Source organism: Edaphobacter lichenicola, from assembly GCF_014201315.1.
Lineage (GTDB): Bacteria > Acidobacteriota > Terriglobia > Terriglobales > Acidobacteriaceae > Edaphobacter > Edaphobacter lichenicola_B.
Genome location: NZ_JACHDY010000006.1, coordinates 24448 through 44244, shown reverse-complemented (window position 1 = coordinate 44244; position 19797 = coordinate 24448). Strand labels below are relative to the sequence as shown.

Annotated in this window: 14 protein-coding genes; 9 read left to right on the top strand and 5 right to left on the bottom strand. The window is 58.5% G+C overall.

Annotated features, from left to right (window positions below; genetic code table 11):
• Nucleotides 1-193: 193 nt before the first annotated feature.
• Nucleotides 194-1786, bottom strand: a complete 1593-nt coding sequence (locus HDF09_RS17465) for an OmpA family protein (RefSeq protein ID WP_260181629.1) — start codon at nucleotides 1784-1786, stop codon at nucleotides 194-196.
• Between the two features lie 244 nt (nucleotides 1787-2030).
• Complete coding sequence (locus tag HDF09_RS17460; RefSeq protein ID WP_179637013.1) at nucleotides 2031-2768, bottom strand: GvpL/GvpF family gas vesicle protein; 738 nt, start codon at nucleotides 2766-2768, stop codon at nucleotides 2031-2033.
• 568 nt (nucleotides 2769-3336) lie between these two features.
• Between HDF09_RS17460 and HDF09_RS17455 the strand changes: the two genes are divergently transcribed.
• Complete coding sequence (locus HDF09_RS17455) at nucleotides 3337-4533, top strand: DUF481 domain-containing protein (protein WP_183768746.1); 1197 nt, start codon at nucleotides 3337-3339, stop codon at nucleotides 4531-4533.
• Nucleotides 4534-4610: 77 nt separating this feature from the next.
• On the opposite strand, the gene HDF09_RS17450 is transcribed toward HDF09_RS17455, so the two are convergent.
• Nucleotides 4611-5168, bottom strand: coding sequence for a c-type cytochrome (locus HDF09_RS17450; RefSeq protein ID WP_183768744.1), 558 nt, complete (start codon nucleotides 5166-5168; stop codon nucleotides 4611-4613).
• Nucleotides 5169-5308: 140 nt separating this feature from the next.
• On the opposite strand from HDF09_RS17450, the gene HDF09_RS17445 reads away from it, so the two are divergent.
• The 3 genes from HDF09_RS17445 to HDF09_RS17435 all read left to right on the top strand — a co-directional run bounded on the left by HDF09_RS17445 (nucleotide 5309) and on the right by HDF09_RS17435 (nucleotide 9798).
• A complete protein-coding gene (locus HDF09_RS17445) occupies nucleotides 5309-6043 on the top strand; it encodes a hypothetical protein (protein WP_183768742.1) in 735 nt (244 codons plus the stop codon).
• 166 nt (nucleotides 6044-6209) lie between these two features.
• On the top strand, nucleotides 6210-7733 hold the full coding sequence (locus HDF09_RS17440; protein WP_183768740.1) for a fumarate hydratase: 1524 nt from the start codon (nucleotides 6210-6212) through the stop codon (nucleotides 7731-7733).
• A 454-nt stretch (nucleotides 7734-8187) separates the two neighbouring features.
• A complete protein-coding gene (locus HDF09_RS17435) occupies nucleotides 8188-9798 on the top strand; it encodes an MFS transporter (protein WP_183768739.1) in 1611 nt (536 codons plus the stop codon).
• Nucleotides 9799-10035: 237 nt separating this feature from the next.
• Here HDF09_RS17435 and pgsA read toward each other — a convergent pair whose 3' ends face one another.
• Entirely contained in the window at nucleotides 10036-10728 is a 693-nt protein-coding gene (gene pgsA / locus HDF09_RS17430) for a CDP-diacylglycerol--glycerol-3-phosphate 3-phosphatidyltransferase (RefSeq protein WP_183768737.1), read from the bottom strand.
• Nucleotides 10729-11018: 290 nt separating this feature from the next.
• On the opposite strand from pgsA, the gene HDF09_RS17425 reads away from it, so the two are divergent.
• Nucleotides 11019-13730, top strand: coding sequence for an FG-GAP-like repeat-containing protein (locus HDF09_RS17425; protein WP_183768735.1), 2712 nt, complete (start codon nucleotides 11019-11021; stop codon nucleotides 13728-13730).
• Between the two features lie 104 nt (nucleotides 13731-13834).
• On the opposite strand, the gene HDF09_RS17420 is transcribed toward HDF09_RS17425, so the two are convergent.
• Complete coding sequence (locus HDF09_RS17420; protein ID WP_183768733.1) at nucleotides 13835-15100, bottom strand: Glu/Leu/Phe/Val family dehydrogenase; 1266 nt, start codon at nucleotides 15098-15100, stop codon at nucleotides 13835-13837.
• A 229-nt stretch (nucleotides 15101-15329) separates the two neighbouring features.
• Between HDF09_RS17420 and trpE the strand changes: the two genes are divergently transcribed.
• From trpE to efp, 4 genes are all read left to right on the top strand, one after another.
• Nucleotides 15330-16901, top strand: coding sequence for an anthranilate synthase component I (trpE, locus tag HDF09_RS17415; RefSeq protein WP_183768731.1), 1572 nt, complete (start codon nucleotides 15330-15332; stop codon nucleotides 16899-16901).
• 563 nt (nucleotides 16902-17464) lie between these two features.
• Entirely contained in the window at nucleotides 17465-18052 is a 588-nt protein-coding gene (locus HDF09_RS17410; RefSeq protein ID WP_183768729.1) for an anthranilate synthase component II, read from the top strand.
• 11 nt (nucleotides 18053-18063) lie between these two features.
• A complete protein-coding gene (locus HDF09_RS17405; protein WP_183768727.1) occupies nucleotides 18064-19002 on the top strand; it encodes a nuclease in 939 nt (312 codons plus the stop codon).
• A gap of 149 nt (nucleotides 19003-19151) precedes the next feature.
• A complete protein-coding gene (gene efp, locus HDF09_RS17400) occupies nucleotides 19152-19709 on the top strand; it encodes an elongation factor P (RefSeq protein WP_183768726.1) in 558 nt (185 codons plus the stop codon).
• The last annotated feature ends 88 nt before the right edge of the window (nucleotides 19710-19797 follow it).

Here is a 19797-nt window from a genome sequence, read left to right as displayed (position 1 = left end):
CTGCTGGCTGTGGCAGTTGTGCTAAGAGGGGCAGCGTCCGTCGCTGATGTTGATCGGTCGCCGACTTTACGGTTTGACCGGCGCTTGACCGCTGGCGCGCAAAAGGACCTCGCTGGGAAGAAGTTCAATCGTTCGTGTTTGGGAATGAGAAGGGCCGCTCTGGGCGGCCCTTTTGTTTTTGTAGAAACGAAATTTACTGCGGTGTTGCGGAGGGAGCGGGATCGGCGTCAGGGCTGCTCTGTTGAACACCGATTGCGTCGCCTGAGACGACCAGATTGACGCGGCGGTTCTGGGCTCGGCCCTGCGCGGTGGCATTGTCCGCTACAGGCTTGGCTTTGCCGTAACCGGTGGCGGAGATATTGTCCGTCTGGACACCCTGCGTGACTAAAAAGTCGCGAACGGCATCGGCTCGGTTCTCCGAAAGTTTCTGGTTGTATTGGTCGCTTCCGACGCTGTCGGTGTAACCCTCGACCTGAAGTTTCAGTCCGGGGTAGGCCTGCAGAATTCCAGCCACCTTAGCCAGACTGATTTGGGTATTGGTCTTGAGGGTGTAGCGGCCGGTGTCGAAGAGCACATCGGACATGTTGACGATGAGGCCGCGGGCCGATTCGCTGGTGGCGAGGACGCTGTTCAGCTGAGCGCGAAGCCTCTCGCGAACTGCGTTGGCGTCGGTTGCGCTCTTGTTAGCAGCGGCGGCACGAGCCTGGGCTTCGGCAGCGGCGGCTTCGGCACGGGCGCGATCGGCATCGGCTTCCGCCTGGGCGGCACGGGCGCGTTCCGCATCGAGCTGAGACTGTTGAGCCTGTAGCTGCGACTGCTGAGCCTGCGCCTCGGCATCCCGCTTGGCGTTGTCTGCGTTCAACTGGCGTTCGGCTGCTTGTTTACGCAGCGTTACCAGCCGGGCGTCTTCGGCACGCTGTACGGCCTGACGCGCGAAGGTGATCTCCATCCTGCGATCGCCCTTTTTGTTCTGATCGATGTCGGTGGCGTTGCGAAGGTCCTGCATCGCCTCGGCCATAATGTCGGGAGCGTATTTGTCGGCTCCCGCGGCCTGCGCTATGCGGATGGCGTTGTTGGCCTGATAGAGCTCAAGCGGCGATCGTTCATCCCTTGTAATTGGGTTCAGGCTCGACTTGGAGCCATCCGTCTGAGCATAAGCGCCACGTGCCAGAAGGGAGTAATGCGCATTCACTTTTTCGAGCACACCGGTGGTCTTGTCGTTGAGGATCACGTTCTGCAGCACGACGACGTCGCTTGGCTGCGTCACCGAGAAATAGGGCTCGGCGGTGACGATCATGCCGAAGGACTGCAGAGCGGTGGTCACTTCAATGTTGTTCTTGTTGTTGGCAGGAAGGACTTCGCCAAGGTTGTTGGGGCGGCCGTCGGGGGTGATCGCCCAGAGGACATAGGTCAGATATTCGGGGCCGAAGCCGTTGGCCGGAGTGAGTCCCTGGAATCGGGCCGAAATGTGAATTCCACCACGCTCACTGGTGACCTTGGCCTCTCCTTTGGCGAACGGGAGAAGAGTCGTCCCCTTGAAGCCTATATTGGTCGAACCGCTGCGGTGGAGGTAGTTGACAGCGTCGAGGTCGCGCTGGACGACCTTAACGCGGTAGAGATAGACACCGTCATCCTGTTTCTTGATCTGATTCTCGTCCTGAGGGGGATTTGCCTGAGAGGTCGGGTTTGGTTCCTGCGCGTGGAGCGTCAAAGATCCGGCTGCGAAATATCCAAGGATTCCAACAGAAAGCATCAGGGCAGTAAAGACGTTCTTGGTGCGATTCATTCACAATCTCCTTGCCGAACAACTAGCTAGTGCACAGGCGCAGAACTTTTCCTGTGTCTGGCGGCTTATCATGCGATGCGCAGGACGGGGTAAAGGGTGTCCGGAAGGGCGCGTTCCGGACGCACTCCATAAGAATACACAAATACAAAACGCAGAAAACAGGCAAGTTACAGACACGGAGCAGCGCGGACCCTCCGGACGAACGACGGCCCCCGCTGAGGAGGGCCGCTGGTGGCGTCTGGCGCTATGCGCTGTGCTGATGTTGGGGGGTGGTCTTATGTACGAAGTGATAGGGAGGCCAGGGGCCGGAGAGCTGCATGCGGCAGTCTTTGAGCTCAAGCGTGGCTGAGGTGTACTTGTTCTGATAGCGCTCCACGGTCTTGTTGTCGATCAGGTGGGCGATGTCGAGAAGCATCTTGCCGGTGTCCATGCGCTTGCAGGTGATCTCTTCGGCCAGCGGCAGGAACATACGGTGCATCTGGATGGAGAGGGCGCGGGCCTTGGACTGACGCTCGCGTTGGCGGCTGGCGCTCTCGCGCAGGCTGGTCAGGTACTGCTGACCGACGGTCATGTCGCGAGCTGAGTTGCCGGGGCAGATGTCGTCGACGAGGACCTTGAGATGCATCTCGGCCTTGCCACGGAGGCGTTCGACGTTGGCCTGGAAGTGTCGCTGATTGGAGCGGACGGAGCGGCGCAGGGCGTCGTCATCCTGGAAGGTTGTGCCAAAGCGGAAGGGCAGAACGGTGGAGAGCTTGAAGCAGTCTGCGACAACACGTGCGTGGTCTTTGGCGGCCTGCTGGTCGAGCCGTGCAGTGTCTTCGGGGCTGTGCTCGGAGACGATGACCGCAAGATCACTGGCAGGAAATAGAAACGTCTGGTTACCGAAGAGTCCCGAGACATTCGTCAGGGGCATCGGGCGGCGGTGGCGACAAAGCTCCGGAAATGCTTGTCTCTCTGCGACGCAATACGCGTACCATGCCATAGCTTTTTATCCTTCCGAGCGCGCTGAGGGGTCTAACTGCCCCATCAGGAAGTTGTTATGTAACTCAAACCGATACGTAAATTTTGAAGGAAGTCTTCATTTCATTAGGTTTTTGGTCCTGAGAAGCAGGCCTATTTGCCGCAAACTCCGCCGAACCGAAACGGATAGTATGCCTATTGAAGTACGGTTGGCAATACTTTCTTCGCTGAAAAGATGCACTATTTTCTGGGCAAGCACTTTCGCGATACAAGAGGTCGGACCGGCGACACTGCCCTCGGAAGGACGCGTCCCGGCTGAGACCAGGATACGGATCTACTCTTCAGAGACGGATCTCTGCTTCAGATCTACTCTTCTCTACTCTTCGGTTGAAGTCTCTTTCGATTTGGCAGGCGGAGGCGCATGGGTCCGCCAGGACGGAGGATCCGACGGAGCTATCGGCTTGCGTGCGTAGTCTTCCGGGCTGGAGATACCGACCAGACGCAATACTTTTCCAATGACACGAACAATGGGTCGCACATTTACCTCGAAACCGCGCCGACTTCTGTTCAGGCTACGCTATTTTTAACGGATGAGCTTACACTACCAAACGAATCCCGGCAGCAGGCGCGGTAAGTGGTACAGCCTGTTTGCCTTGAGTCTGATCACAGGCGTCGCCTTTCAGCAGACAGCAACGGTATGGGCCCAGAGCGCCCCGGCAAAACCGGCGCCAGACGTCATCATATTTACCAATGGCGATCAGTTGACTGGAACTCTGGAGCGGGCGACGGGCGATTCTTTTGTCTTCAAGAGCGATATCGTCGGCGAGATTACAGTCACTGCGGACAAGATCAAAGAGCTGCACACCGGAGGTAAGTTCGTCGCGCTGAAGAACGGCGAAAAGGTGACGCGCACCTCGAAGACGCCGGGAACGATCACTTATCAGGACAACGCCATTTCGCTGGCGGATGAGTCCTCCTCGAGCACGGTGGAGACGGTGCCGGTGAAGGATCTCTCTGTTCTGATCGACGGGGCAACTTACGCCAAAGAGGTGACGGGAAACCCGGGCATCTTCCAGGATTGGACTGGAGGAATATCCGGCGGGGTGACGCTGGTCGAATCCACGCAGACTGGGCAAACGTTCACCGCGGCAGTCAATCTGATTCGGCTCGTCCCTTCAGTTGACTTTCTGCCAACGCGGACCCGTGACACGGTCAACGTGCTGGAGAGCTACGGCAAATTGACACAGCCTGTGATTCCTCAGACCACGCCTCCCACACCGGATTCGGTAGCGAAGTCAAATATCTTTCATGCGGACGCAGAGCATGACAAGTACTTCACGCCTCGACTCTACGGCCTGGTTGGTTTGTCGTACGACCATAACTTCGCGCAAGGCCTGAACCTGCAGCAGATCTACGGCGCTGGTATCGGCTACACGGTGTTTAAAACGCCGGTTCAGGAGTTCGACGTGAAGGCGGATGTGCACTACGAGAGGCAGAACTTCGTGCCGCCCACTGCAAGCACGGACCTGATCGGATCAAGCTTCACCGAGCTGTATCACCGCACTCTGCCGCGGAAGATACTCTTTACGGAGAGCGGAACGTTTATCCCGGCGTGGAACGATCCGAGCATCTACTCCGCGATCTTCGAAGCTGGTTTGCAGATGCCTACCTACAAACGACTAAGCGTCAATCTCGGCCTGCAGGATAACTATCTGAGCAATCCGGCCTTTGGATACAAAGATAATAGCTTCCAGTTTATAACGGGCGTTACCTACTCACTGAAGTAGTCTGCTTTCGGAGAACGGCCTCGACGTGAATACTGCGTCGAGGCCGTTCCCTTTTTACTCTTCGAGCGACGACGCGCTTATGGTGTAGGGGAGTCGAGAATCTGAGTGACGGGACCGGGTAGCTCCTTGTCGGCGTTCTTCAGAAGCAGGCTGACCTGCCACATCTGGGTATCGGAGAGGACATGCTTGTAGGAGGGCATGCCGGAGAGGCGGATGCCGTTGGCCACCTTCCAGTAGGTCTCGCCGGGTTCATCGTCGCTGACGCCGACTACATCGCTATTTGAGTGTTTCTTCCAGAGCTGCGGAGCCGAGGGAAACATAGCTTTGGCGAAGGGCACATCGCGGCCGGGAGTGCCGTGGCAGCTTGCACACTGAGCACGGTAGATGTGCGCTCCGGACTCGAAGACATCCTCGCTGGTGCTGAAGGGAGCGGCTTTGGACTCGCGTTCGATGCGGGCGTTGAGAGGAACCCTGACGATCTGTTTTTCGAACGGCAGCGGCACGTCAGCCACCGCGACTGGCAGCGGTCCGAACTTGAGATAAACGAAGAGTCCCAGGGCGACGGCGACAATACCGATCAGAAAACCGAGAAAGACTTTGCCAAAACCGCCACTGCTGCTGCTTTTTTTCGCCATCTTGAGCAAACTCCTTTGGGGTGAGGGCCGCTTTGAGGGGCGGCGGATGTTCTAATAAGGAATGGCCGCAGTTGGGGTTCCAGCCAGCGGGTCTCGAGTTCCACAATAGCAAAGCCAAGCTTGTGCAGGAGTAATCGTTGATGTTCGGTTTTCGTTCGAGTGTAAAGAAAGTAGCAGGATTGTTGCTGGTGGGGCTGATGGCCAGCGGAGCAGATGCAGTACAGGCGCAAGTGACGCACAGGACGCGGCGAGAGTCGAGCGCTAACCGCAAGGCTCGCATTGCGAGGACGACTGCCGAGACGTACGGCCACCGGTATGAAGTTGCGGGTGGTGGCGGGTATATGCGGTTCAAAGCCGGATCTTCGCTGCAGAAGAGCAATGAAGTGACGTTCTGGATGTCGGGGACCTACTTCCTGAATCCGAAGCTAGGGATCATCGGCGAAGTTCGCGGGGCGTATGGGAATGCGAGGATCGGGAACAACCTTGGTTCGCCCGTAACCCTTCCCTTCAATCCGCAGATCTCCGAGTATCCGTTCCTGGGCGGCGTGGCGTACCGGGTGTATGCGAAGGAGAAGGTTGCGGTGACGGTAACGGGCGAGGGCGGAGCTGTGCTGGGCAAGTTCGACGGCGGCGCCAAGGGCTTTCAGTCGAAGGATATCGGGGTGTGGCAGGATGCGACCAAGCCGGCCTTTGCTCTTGGCGCCAACTTCGACTACAACTTCTATCCGAACATCGCGTTCAGGGTTTCGCCAACTTATGTCGGAACGTTCTTCCGGTTGGATCCGCTGGATCTGACCCATGGACCGCAGAGCACGATCCAGAACAACTTCGGGGTCAATGTCGGTCTGGTGTATCGGTTCGGAAAGATCAAGTAAGCGTTGGCCAATTCTGAACGGGTGCGGCGAGAGACTTCGCTGCACCCGTTTAGTTTTTGCGCTGATTTGATTCCGGGTGCGGGTGGAGACAAGCCCGCATTCGGCCAGAGGTGCCGCAGCGCAAGTAAAATGCGGTAGCGGAATGATCCGTAGGAGGCAGTTTGTAATGGCGACGATCAGGCAGGACGACTTTATCCGGAGTGTGGCGGACGCGCTGCAGTACATCAGCTTCTACCATCCGGTGGACTACATTACGAACCTGGCACGAGCCTATGAGATGGAGCAGAGCCACGCCGCGAAGGATGCGATGGCGCAGATTCTTATCAACTCGCGGATGTGCGCGGAGGGGCATCGGCCGATCTGCCAGGACACGGGAATTGTGACGGCGTTTGTGAAGGTCGGGATGGAGGTTCGGTGGGAGCCCGGCATCGGCGGCATGATGACGATGCAGGAGATGGTCGACGAAGGCGTGCGCGAGGCGTGGCGGAATGCCGATAACGTTCTGCGGCCGAGCATCCTCGAAGACCCGGCGTTTACGCGGAGAAACACAGGCGACAATACTCCGGCGATGGTGGTGGTCGAGTTGGTGGAAGGCAGCGAGGTGGACGTTACGGTGGCGTCGAAGGGCGGGGGCTCGGAGGCGAAGAGCAAGTTTGCGATGCTGAATCCGTCGGACTCGGTGGTGGAGTGGGTGCTGAAGACGGTGCCGACGATGGGCGCGGGATGGTGTCCTCCGGGGATGCTGGGGATTGGGATCGGCGGGACCGCGGAGAAGGCGATGGTGATGGCGAAGGAGTCGCTGATGGACCCGATCGACATGCAGGAGCTGATCGCACGTGGGGCGAAGACGAAGATTGAAGAGCTGCGGATCGAGCTCTATCACAAGGTCAACCGGCTGGGCATTGGCGCGCAGGGGCTGGGCGGACTGACGACTGTGCTTGACGTGAAGATTATGGACTTCCCGACGCACGCGGCTAATCTGCCGGTCGCGATGATTCCAAACTGCGCAGCGACCCGGCATCTGCACTTCCATCTCGATGGCAGCGGGCCGGTGATGGTGGATCCGCCGAAGCTGGATGCGTGGCCGAAGCTGGAGTACGACGTACACACGGCGCGGCGGGTCGATCTGAATACGGTGACGCACGAGGAGGTGAAGACGTGGAAGCCGGGCGAGGTGATTCTGCTCTCGGGCAAACTGCTGACCGGGCGCGACGCGGCACACAAGCGAATGACCGACATGCTGACGCGTGGCGAGAAGCTTCCGGTCGACTTCAAGAACCGGTTTATCTACTACGTTGGGCCGGTGGAGGCGGTGCGCGATGAGGCCGTAGGACCTGCCGGACCGACGACCGCAACGCGCATGGACAAGTTCACACGACAGATGCTGGCTGAGACCGGCCTGCTGGGAATGATCGGCAAGGCGGAGCGCGGACCTACCGGGATCGATGCCATTCGCGAGTTCGAGGCGGTGTATCTGATCGCGATTGGCGGCGCCGCGTATCTGGTCTCGAAGGCGATCAAGAGCTCGAAGGTCCGGGCGTTCGCGGACCTTGGCATGGAGGCGATCTACGAGTTCGAGGTCCAGGATATGCCGGTGACCGTGGCGGTCGATACCAAAGGCACCAGCGTGCATACGACGGGGCCAGAGGAGTGGTCGCGCAGAATCGCCGGGATTCCGATTTTGCAGTAGCTGCGTGCGACTGTTGGTCTGTGTCACTGGTACCCCCTCCCCCTTCGATAAAGTGTTAAAGTATTCAAAAAAAACGGCTTAGCTTGGTACTTTGAGTGCAAAGCTATTTCATTCAAAGGACTTAGCGACGAAAAATGTTTACTAAAAGGTAAAGGCCCCGATGGATGGTCGGGGCCTTCTCTCTTAGCTCTACTACCAGTATAGCAGTTGAGGCGGGAGATTCGGACAAGTGTATCTCTTTGGAACAATGGCGGTTAGGTTGGTTTGGGGCTTGACAGGATCGGGTAGTGGGTCGGTTTTGAATCCGCTGATGTGAACCTACGACTTCCACCGTGTGACGGGTGCACAGAAAGGGGCCGGTTGAACAATCTAAGGACGCGGAACGACGGCACCCTGGATCTAAGAATCGTAGATGTTCGTAAAATGGAGCTGATCTGTGACGGAAACTTCCTCAATGACGACCTCAGAGACCACAGGTCAATCTTCGCCCTCAAAACCTGTTCAGCCCCAATCCACCACCAACCCATACGTGGGAATTTTGGCGGTCTTTTTGGGTGCGGGGCTCGCTACACTGAGCAGCCGATTACTTAGCGTCGGTCTCCCCGATCTGCGAGGCACCCTCGGCATCAGTTTCGATGATGCATCCTGGCTTCCAACCGCGTTCAACATGGCGACGATGTTCAGTGGCGTATTTATCGTTTTCCTGAATGCCTTTTGGGGTCCGCGCAGAATTCTGCTACCGGCTGCCGCGATCTTCACGACCGCATCTTTCCTGCTGCCGTTTGCGCCGAACTACCAGGTGATGTTGGCGCTGGTGATCGTCGCAGGTCTCGCGTCAGGCACGTTCTACTCTCTCACGATGACCTTTGTGTTGACCAACCTTCCGAAGCGGCTGATCATCTTCGGGATCGCGGCGTATGCAGCGGACATCGTCTTCGTCAGTAACATTGCGACTTTGCTGGAGGGATGGTACATCGACTATCTTTCCTGGCGCTGGATCTTCTGGACTGCCGCACTCTTCACGCCCGTGATGATGGTCTGTATCCATTTCGGAATTCCGAACCGGACCAATGCAGAGCCCAGGCCGAGTTGGCTCGGGTTCACTTACTTCAGCGTGAGCCTTGCTCTTTTATACGGGGCTCTGGATCAAGGACAGCGGCTGGACTGGCTGAACTCCGGTACGATCGTCGGGATGCTGGTCGCGGGACTCTTTCTGCTTGGGGCGGCCATCGTGAGACGCATGGTCCAGCCCAATCCCGTCTTGAACCTCAAGTTTCTGAACACTCGGAACATCATCATCCTTGCCACATCTATCTTCGTGTTCAAGTTCATGCACCTGGCCGCGATTGTGCTGGTACCAGGCTTCCTCAGCAACATTCAACACTACCGGCCGCTGGAGACCGGACACACGCTTGCCTGGGTGGCCCTGCCGATGTTCGTGGTGGTGTGGCTGGTGGCCACAGTCATCATCTACGCGAACTCGCGGCCGGTCCTGGCGCTTGGACTTACCGTGGGAGCGATGTGCTGTTGGCTTTGGTCCCATGTGGATACTTCGTGGTCAGGGAATAGCTTCGAAATTGTGGAGCTTCTGCTGTCTCTCGGATTGGCATGCACCTACATCGGATTGGTGAGCAGCATTGTCCTCGAGGGGCTCGAAGCGGGCGCTCTGACCAGCGCCTCGAACGCCGCCACCTTCTCCGGATTCATGCACCTGATGCGCATCTTCGGCGGCCAAATCGGCGTAGTTGCTCTGACTCGCTTCATTGCCGTGCGGGAGCAGTTTCACTCCAATATGCTGGGGCTCTATGTACAAAGGGGCAGCTGGCTTACCGATCACCGAGTCCGGATGCTGGCGGGCGGAGTACTGTCGCGGTCCACTGATGGGCAAGAGGCACAGCAACGTGGAGCCACTCTTCTTGGCCTGCAAGTGCGGGCGCAGGCGTACACACTGGCGACGTCAGATGGATTTGTCCTCATCGTGTGGGTCGTGATTGTCTATCTCCTCATGATGCTGCTTCTAAGGCCAGGCAAAATTACCTTCAACGACCTTAGAAAGATGCAATGAATCGAGCATCGATAGGACGAAGCGCTAAGCCGAGCGAGTTGTTCGCTCTGCGTTGGCGGTCCCTCCTGACCAGAACGCGCTGCGGCGAACGCTCAGGCCCCTCGGAGAATTAGTAGCTTCACACTTCCCGCGAAACGGGGTTATCGGCAGCTAGTGTTGGCAACCCAAACTGATCTGCTCCTCATTGGGCTTCCCAGGTAGACGCGGGGGGCTTCGCAGATTAGGTGATGCGGGACGTTAGGTGATACGGGACGGATGCTCTGCCGGGGGCATCGGCTTGGGCTTGCGGCTGAGGACGAAGCTGCGACGCTTGCGGCGTTTGTCGGAGGCGTGGTCGATCTTCTTCCAGAAGCCTATGAAGTAGTCGACTGCGGAGATGATCGACACGATGGTCATCCAATAGATGGCCGTGACAGCAATAAAGTGAACGCCGACGATGTAACCGCCCCAGTTCCAATAGTCCCAGCGGTGCGCGAGAATGGCCGCGACGACCGAGACAATCTGGATGACGGTCTTAAGCTTTCCGATCTCGCTGGCTTCGATGGTGAAGCCTTCGGCGGCGGCGATGCTGCGGAGACCTGAGACAAGGAACTCGCGGCCGATGACCAGGACCGCGATCCAGGGCGGCACCACTCGGGGGTTATAGGCCACCAGAATGATGTACGCCGCGGTGACCATGAGCTTGTCCGCGAGTGGGTCGAGCAACATGCCCATGGTGGTGATCTGTTTGCGGCGGCGGGCGAGGTAGCCGTCGAGACCGTCCGTGATGGCGGCAAGGATGAAGACGATGCTGGCGATGATCTCCTGTTCGCCGCCGCGCAGGCCCACGGCTCCGTGTCCACCGGTGAAGGGGAAGGCGGGCGAGAGGATCCAGATGAGCAGAGGGACGCATGCGATACGGCTCATCGTAATGGAGTTGGGCAGGTTCATCGAGAGGTTACGCAGTGCGCATCGAGAGTACGCGACACAATAGCATTCTGCCACAGTAAGACGCGTGAAAGTGCGAAAGGGCAACGGCAGCCTGAGGTTGCGGGGCGCTACCTTGGTGGCTATCGACAAGATAGCGGAGGACTTTAGCGAAACAGGCTGGCGTTTCGCCGGCTCGGAGGCCGCTCTTCCTTCCCCTCCCGAAACAGGAGTTCTACCTGGAACTCTAACTTCGGATGCACCTCTCTGTTCCTTCGATAACGCCGATAGAGAAGTAGTTCGAGCGTTTCGATATGCCGATTCGTGGTGTCTTGTCGAGGACGATAGCCTTCTGCTCGCTAAGCCTGATGGCTGTGGCTGCGACGGCACAGCAGTTTCAACAGCCTCTGATGATTGCTACGGGGAGTTGGCCGTCTGGAGTTGTGGCGGCAGATGTGAACGAAGACGGCCGGGCCGACCTGATCTATACCGACTATGGCGCGACGGCGACCTCGTCGACGACTCATGTGCTGCTAAGTAATGGGGACGGAAGCTTCGCGCCCGGCCAGACACTCGCTACCGCGGGAGCTTCGATTGCGGTCGCAGACTTCAATCACGACGGGCATGTGGACCTGGCATGGGTCTGGGGCACGGTTGGGCTCGGGAAGGCTTATCTGGCGCTGGGGAATGGCGATGGAACCTTCAGGCCGGCGCAGGAGCTTGGGACCTTCGCGATTTTGGGAACGAATGCGCCTGAGTTCCGCTACGTGATGGGGGAGCAACTGCACGATAAGGGGACCCTGGACCTGTTGGTGGAGGATGCCGCGAATCCTTCGCTGATTACGCTGACGAGCGATGAGAGCGGCGTTCTGGTGAGGATCGTCGGAACGCGGCTGCAGGGCGGCGTTGGGCCGATGGCAACTGCAGATCTGAATGGGGATGGTCACACCGACCTGGTGATTCAGTCTGTCGTCGGCGGTGTCGTGGATGTCTTTCTTGGATCGACCGATGGGCTGCTGACCCTTTTCGAGAGCTTTGCCGGCTCAAGCACGACGCGGAGCATGCTACTGCACGACGTCGACGACGACGGACATCCCGACCTTGTGTTGGAGGGCGTCGATGGACGGATTGAGATCTTTCATGGAGAGGCCGATGGAAGTTTTTCGACCAGCTCTGAGGGCGGAAGTGGAAGCGCAGATGCGACGACAGGTTTGGGGGGACACCTTGTCGCGGTGACGGATATCGCAGGGTGCCACAATTTTTATACGGCGACTTCCGCTGGCATCAGTGTTTTGCTTGGACAGAGTGATTTGAGCCTGACGCTAAAGGGGATCTACAACGCTGGGCCGGGGCGGACGAGCTTCGCAGCGGCGGACTTCAACGGCGACGGGGAGTTGGATTTGGCGATGGATTCGCCTGAGGGGATCGCAGTTCTGTTGGGGAGCGCGGATGGAGGACTCGGAAGCTCTCGCGCGTTTTCGGCAGGGCAACCGGCGCTGAGGGGAGCTCTGGGAGAGTTCAGCGGATCGGGCAATCTGGATGCGGTGGTGAATGTTTCGGCTTCGCAGGCGCTGTTGCTGCATGGGAGTGGAGACGGAACGTTCTCCTCTACCGCGACACCGACGAACGCGCTGGTGAGTGCGACCGCGGGGGTTCAGGTTGGCGGCTTGCCGGGAGCGCCGCAGGGAGCGGGACTGGTGCAGACCGCGTCTGTCACGGTCGATCTCGATGGAGATGGCAATCAGGATGTGATCGCGGCGTACGACAACACGAGCGCCGATCACGCTCACCCGACCGCAGCCGCAGCAAACGCAATTTATCTCTGGTATGGGAACGCCGATGGAAGCTTCTCGACGCCAGTGGTGATGACGCCTTCACGAAACTTCTACCAGTTGGCGGCGATCGATTTAGACGGCGATGGGCGTCCGAACCTGGTGATGAGCGACGGCTACGTTGTGAGCGTGCAGAGCAATCTCGGCGGCCGGGCCTTTGGTGCAGAGGCGCACTTCCTTGCCGGAATGGGGATCAATTCGATCTCTGCCGGAGATGTGAACAAGGATGGATTTACGGATCTTGTTGTCGCCAACGGCGGTATGGTGATTGCGAACTCGGCGGTGGGGCCAACAACGCCGGCGAGCGACGATGTCACTACCGGTGGGATCACGGTGCTGCTCAATACGGCCAAAACGAAGCCTACACACGCGGTAACGGGCATTCCGACCATGGTGGTCTTTACGATCTCGACACCGTCGACGATCTACTTCGGGCAGACAGTGAGTGGGTCTGCGATAGTGACCGCGAGCGATGGCAGCACGCCGACCGGGACGATCTCTTTTTTTGACGGCACAACGAACATCTGCACAATCGCTGTAACCCAGGCGGCAAGCTGTCCCGCGAGTGCAGGCTCCGGATTCGCAGTAGGAAGACATACCCTGACGGCGGTGTACTCCGGAGATTCAACGCATCAGGGATCGACCTCCGCACCGGTAACGGTGACGGTGCTGCCGCTGGCGCCGACAACGAATGAGTTCAGCATCTCGGTGACTGGTTCTGCGACGACAAGGGTGGGCGGCACGGTCAGCCTGCAGGTGACGGTGACTCCTCAGACCGGGTATATGCAGCCGGTGCAGTTATCGTGCAGCGATCTGCCCTCGGAGGCAATCTGTGCCTTCGCAGCGTCAACGATTCCTGGAGGTGGCGGGACGACTACGCTGCAGTTGAGCGTGATGGCTCCCCGATCCTGCGAGGTAGCGGACTCCGAGTCGCGGACGGCTGGTCTGCCGTTTGCGAGTACGACTCTGGCGGCGCTGGTTGTATTGCTCCTTCCGGGCAAGCGGCGGCGAACGATTCGAAACTTGCTGGTGGCAGTTCTTGCCATCTGCGGAACGGCTTCGCTGACGGGATGCGGGGCCTGCACCGACCTGGGGACCAAGCCGGGCAGTTATACAGTTCGAGTCGTCGGGACCGGATCTGGAACGGCTACCAGCATCATGTCGACCAAGATAAGAGTGTTAGTGCAGGAGTAGCTGCGCAAACCGGACGATAGCAAGAGACAGCAAAAGAGGCAGCCTTGTGAGCTGCCTCTCTGTTTGTCTTTTTTCTTGTTTTCTTTTTTTTCGTTGTAGGAGCGTCAGGCGTAGATGCCGCGCTGCTTGGTGGTGTAGGCTACGCGGTCGATCGCCAGCATGTAGGCGGCGATGCGGTTGTTGACGTTGTGGGTCTGGGCATAGGTCACGACGTCGTGGAAGCTCTCGGTCATGATGTTGTCGAGGCGCTGGTTGACCTCGGCCTCGGTCCAGAAATAGCCCATGCGATCCTGCACCCACTCGAAGTAGCTGGTGGTGACGCCGCCAGCATTGGCGAGGATGTCGGGGATGATGAAGACTTTTTTGTCGGCGAGGATCTCGTCGGCCACCGTCGTCGTCGGGCCGTTGGCGCCTTCGCAGAGAATCTTGCAGCGGATGCGGTCGGCGTTGCGGCTGGTGATGACGTTCTCGGTTGCTGCGGGGATGAGGATCTCGCAGTTGTAGGTGAGGAGTTCGTGCTTGTCGACGGCCTCGGCCTCGGTGAAGCCGGTGATGGTGCCGGCACGCTTGCGATGTTCCATGAGGGCGTGGATGTCGATGCCGTTGGGGTTGTAGAGGGCACCGTCGTACTCGGCGATGCCGATGACGGTGTAGCCCTTCTGTGCGAGCAGCTTGGCGGAGTTGGAGCCGACGTTGCCGAAGCCCTGGATGATGACGCGGCAGCCGTCGATGGACATGCCGAGATGCTTCATGGCCTCATCGCAGACGACGGAGACGCCGCGGCCGGTAGCTTCTTTGCGTCCGCGCGAGCCGCCGAGGTTGACGGGCTTGCCGGTGACGACGGCGTTGACGGTCTGGCGCATGTGCATGGAGTAGGTATCCATGATCCAGGCCATGGTCTGCTCGTCGGTGCCCATGTCGGGCGCGGGAACGTCTTTTTCGGGTCCGATGAATTCCATGAGTTCGGCAGTGTAGCGACGGGTCATGCGTTCGAGCTCACCCTGGGACATTTTCTTGGGGTCACAGATTACGCCGCCCTTAGCTCCGCCGAAGGGGATGTTAACGACAGCGCACTTCCAGGTCATCCAGGAGGCGAGGGCGCGGACTTCATCGAGAGAGACGTCAGGGGAGTAGCGGATGCCGCCCTTCGCTGGGCCACGGGCTACGGAATGCTGGACGCGGTAGCCGGTGAAGACTTCGATGGAGCCGTCGTCCATGCCGACGGGGATGTGAACGATGAGTTCGCGGGAGGGGTAGCGGAGGACCTTCCAGATGCCTTGATCGAGATTGAGTTTTCTTGCGGCGAAGTCGAATCGAGCGGCCTGGGCTTCCCAGGGGTTAGTCTCCTGCTCGAGCGTAAGGGTCTGCATTTTTACTTTCCTTTGTTCTGTTGCTGGTATCAGCGATTCTCCGGCCATCGTTTTGCCTCACAAGAAGCAGGATACAGCTTGTGCCAGACCGGTCTGTGGCCAAACTTGAGGAGTATAGGCCGCTGAAACAACGATATGCAATGAAACCAATGGGGGAGGATCGCCGCAGTCAAGGTTAGCCGATTCGACCTAAAACGTGCATAAAGACGCATTTATGATGGAGGAAGCCATGCCTTCTTTCGACTCCAACTCCCTCCCCTCTGCCGGTGAATTTCTAAAATTAAGCCGTAAACACTCGCTCGTGCCCGTTTATCGCACGGTAACGGCAGATCTCGAGACTCCGGTGTCGGCTTTTCTGCGGATTGCGGCCGAGGAGCCGGAGGCGTTTCTGCTGGAGTCGGTCGAAGGTGGCGAACATGTCGGTCGCTACACCTTTATCGGCATACAGCCGTATAAAAAGATGGTGGCGCGGGGGACGCGCATTACGGTTCGCGAGGGGCGGCGGGAGAGCACGTTCGAGGGGGATATCTTTGAGGAGCTGAAGAAGGCTCTGAGCGGGCATACTCCGGCACGTCTGCCGGGGCTGCCTCCGTTTACTGCTGGAGCAGTGGGATTCTTTGCGTATGACGTGGTGCGACAGATCGAGAAGCTGCCTTCGCTGGCAAAAGATGAGTTGGGAGTGCCGGATGCGTGCCTGATGTTCTTCGATCAGGTGCTGGCGTTCGACCACGTAAAGAAGGAGATTCACCTGATGGTGACGGCGGACCTGACGCGGGAGCCTCGCGAGGGTGCGTATGAGCGAGCGGTGCGGCGGCTGAACAAGATGGAGAGGCGGCTGGCGGAGGCGCTGCCGGTGCGGAAGACGAAGAGGCCTGAGGGGAAGTTGAAGATTACTTCGCGGACTCCGAAGAATGCGTTTCTGAAGGCGGTGGAGAAGACGAAGGAGTACATTGCTTCGGGGGATGTGTTTCAGTGTGTGCTGTCGCAGCGGTTTGATTGTGTGCCGGGGGTTGATGCGTTTGAGGTGTATCGGGCGCTTAGGATTGTGAACCCTTCGCCGTATATGTACTTTTTGCGGTTTGGGCTGGAGGGTGCGAAGAGCGAAACGCATATCCTCCGCTCCGCGAAGGATGACAACAAGAAAGGCAAGTTCATCAACAGAGGCGAGACGGTGGCGCATATTGTGGGATCTTCTCCGGAGTTGCTGGTGAGGGTGCATGGGCGTGAGGTGGAGTATCGGCCGATTGCCGGGACGCGGCCTCGGGGTGGGGATGAGGTGAAGGATCGGGCGATGGAGGCGGATCTTCGCGCGGATGAGAAGGAGGTTGCCGAACACATTATGCTGGTCGACCTGGGGCGGAATGATGTGGGTAGGGTGAGTGAGTTTGGGTCGGTGAAGGTGAAGGATCTGATGTTCGTGGAGCGGTACAGCCATGTGATGCATATGGTGAGTTCTCTGGAGGGCAAGCTAAAGGCTGGGTTGGGGGCGCTGGATGCATTTCGTGCGTGCTTCCCTGCGGGGACGCTGAGCGGTGCGCCGAAGATTCGGGCAATGGAGATTATTGAGGAGTTGGAGCCGGCTCGGCGAGGGGTGTATGGCGGGAGTGTTCTGTATGCGGACTTCAGTGGGAACCTGGATTCGTGCATTGCGATTCGGACGCTGTTCATGAATGGGGAGCAGGGGCACTTTCAGGCGGGCGCGGGTATTGTGGCGGATTCGGTTCCGGAGAAGGAGTTTGAAGAGTGTGGGAATAAGGCGCGAGCGGTGGTGCGGGCGATTGAGCGGGCTCGGGGAGTTTAGGAGTGTCGGTGTGAGTGAATATCACAAGTGCAACTACTAAAGCCTGCAGTCAAAGTTGCCGATAACGCCGTTTCAAGGCACGTGCATTGTGTGGACTGAGTGGCTAGGGCTTAGAGAACGCCACTTCATTGCTGCAGGTATTAGAACTACGGCTACCACCGTCAGCCAGATCACAACCGGGGGCGCTTTGAGAAGAGAACGAGATTCAGTTGGAGGTGAACTGGCAGTGTGATTGAAGGTCATTCCACTCGCAAGAGCGAATACGAGGGACAGCGCGGCCCACTCCAACTGAAATCGTAGATCGCCCCAAGGGGCAGCCATCTGGGGCACCAGGAAGACTTCAGTCAGCAGAAAGAAAAGGAATACGACCTCGACGGCAAACAGAAGCCATTGCAAGCTCACCAACGCAGTCCGGCTAGATGCTTTCACGTAACTCTCCTATTGGCTTCAACCCTCAGGATAAACATGAAGGGCTTCTCTTGCCGCAAAGTCGGGTTATCGGCAACTTCTCACTAAGCATTGAGAATAGTGCGCTGCGCAGAGCGTAGAATTTAAGGATTGCTATGGTCTTCGTTCTGGATAACTACGATTCTTTTACTTACAACCTGGTGCAGTATATGGGTGAGCTTGGGGCCGAGATGGTGATTCGGCGCAACGATGAACTGACGCCGAAGGAGGTTGAGGCCCTGCGGCCGGAGAGAATCCTGATCTCGCCGGGGCCTTGTACGCCGCAGGATGCGGGGATCTCGATGGAGTTGATCAAGCACTTCGCCGCGCTGGGGGAGTCGGGTGGACGGAGGGTGCCGATTCTTGGGGTGTGCCTGGGGCATCAGGCGATTGGAGCGGCGTTTGGGGGCAATGTGATTCGCGCGCCGAAGCTGATGCACGGCAAGACGAGTGAGGTGGAGCATGACGGCAAGACCATCTTTGCGGGGATACCGTCGGCGATGACGTGTACGCGGTACCACTCGCTGATTGTGTCGGAGGAGGGACTGCCGGAGGAGTTGGAGGTGTCGGCGAGAACGGCAGATGGTGAGACGATTATGGCGCTGAGGCATCGTGAGTTGCCGATTGAAGGAGTGCAGTTTCATCCGGAGAGCGTGTTGACCCTGCACGGCAAACAGATCATTCAAAATTTCCTGAAGATGTAGGGTGGGTTGCGATGGTGCGTCGGCTGATGGTGGTGTTCGCGTTGGGGTGTGGAGTGGCGCGGGCGCAGCAGCCGATCGGGGTGGTGGGGATTCAGAACGCCAATGTTGCAGGGGCGCTCGAGGTGAGCAACGGGCAGGCGATCCTAGTGGGGAACACTACTGTCACAGCACGAGATCACACGGCTGAGATCGAGTTGAAGCGGGGCGGCACGGTGCGGGTGTGCGCGACCAGCGGTCTGCATCTGACCTCCGGCCAAGGGGCGACTGGCCAGCAGCCGTTGATGCTGGCTCTGGATCGCGGGGCGATTGAGGTGCAGATGGCCGCGACGACGCACGATATGGTGATGACGCCGGACCTGCGTTTTACGATGCGCGGAGATGGGCCGCTCGATTTGCAGCTTCGCGTGACGAGGAATGGCGATACGTGCGTTGAGAATCGCGGAACACAGGCGCCTGTGCTCAACATCGCGGATCAGTTTGGCGAGACAAGCTACGTACTGAATCCCGGGCAGCACGTGCTGTTCGAACATGGCAGCCTGAAAGAGGTGGTCGACCATGAGAGTTCCTCGTGCGGGTGTCCTCCAGAGCCTCCTCCAGAGCCTACAATGACGGTTGCCGACGCACTCTTGAACCCAGGTGACGCCTCAAAGACTGCGGCGGAACAGCATCCCTTCCCTACCGCCGTGAGCGCGGGATTGGCTCCAGTCGCGGTGCCACAGGCTCCTACGGGAGATCTGCATGAGCAGGTTGCGGCGACCCTTAGCTCCGGCGAGGGAGCGGATAGCCTGACACCCGCCGCTTCGCCGGATCCGAAGGGAAAGACCGGAGACGCGTCTACGAGCGCGGCTGCGCAGACTACAACCCCGCCCAATTCGCCACCGCCAACGCCCCCTCGTCGCGGTTTCGCGCACGCCCTGGGCCGGTTCTTCCGAAAGATCTTTGGCGACTGATCAGCCGTGATGTCAAGGCTGCGGCGGGAGCATGAAACGTGCTCACTGAGCTACAATTATAGGGTTGTAGGCTCGCCGGCAGAGATGCCGATGCCTGCACCAAAATTCTCAGTACAGCTGAATTCAGCACAGATCAGGGGTTTTCTTTTATGTCGATTCCCGCAACGCAGATGCGCCCGGGCATGATTATCAAGTACAGGGACGATCTTCACCTGGTGTTCTCGGTGGAACATCGGACTCCCGGCAACCTCCGCGCGTTCATCCAGGCAAAGCTTCGCAATGTGCGCACGGGCGCGATGTTCACCGAACGTTTTCGCTCGCCTGACCCGATTGAACGCGTTTACGTGGATGAGGTGAAGATGGAGTTTCTGTACAACGACGGCGATGAGTACTACTTCATGGATGACAAGTTTGAGCAGACCATGTTGAAGCGCGACACGCTGGGCGATGCCGTCGATTATCTGTTGCCGAATCTCTCGATCAACGTCAGCTTCCACGATGGCAAGGCAGTCGGCATCGAGCTTCCGGGAGTCGTCGAGATGACCGTGATGGAGACTGAACCGGGGATCAAGTCGGCGACAGCGTCGTCGGTCTCCAAGCCTGCGAAGCTCGAAACGGGGCTGGTTGTGCAGGTGCCCGCTTTCATTAACGAAGGCGAAAAGATTCGCGTGGATACTGCAGAAGGCGCCTATATGAGCAGGGCGTAACAAGGCTCATTCTTAGAGATGGCGGAGTCACTGGCTCCGCCTTTTCTTTCGTCTGCTGCGCCTTGCATGGGGGTAGCTGCTCTGCGAA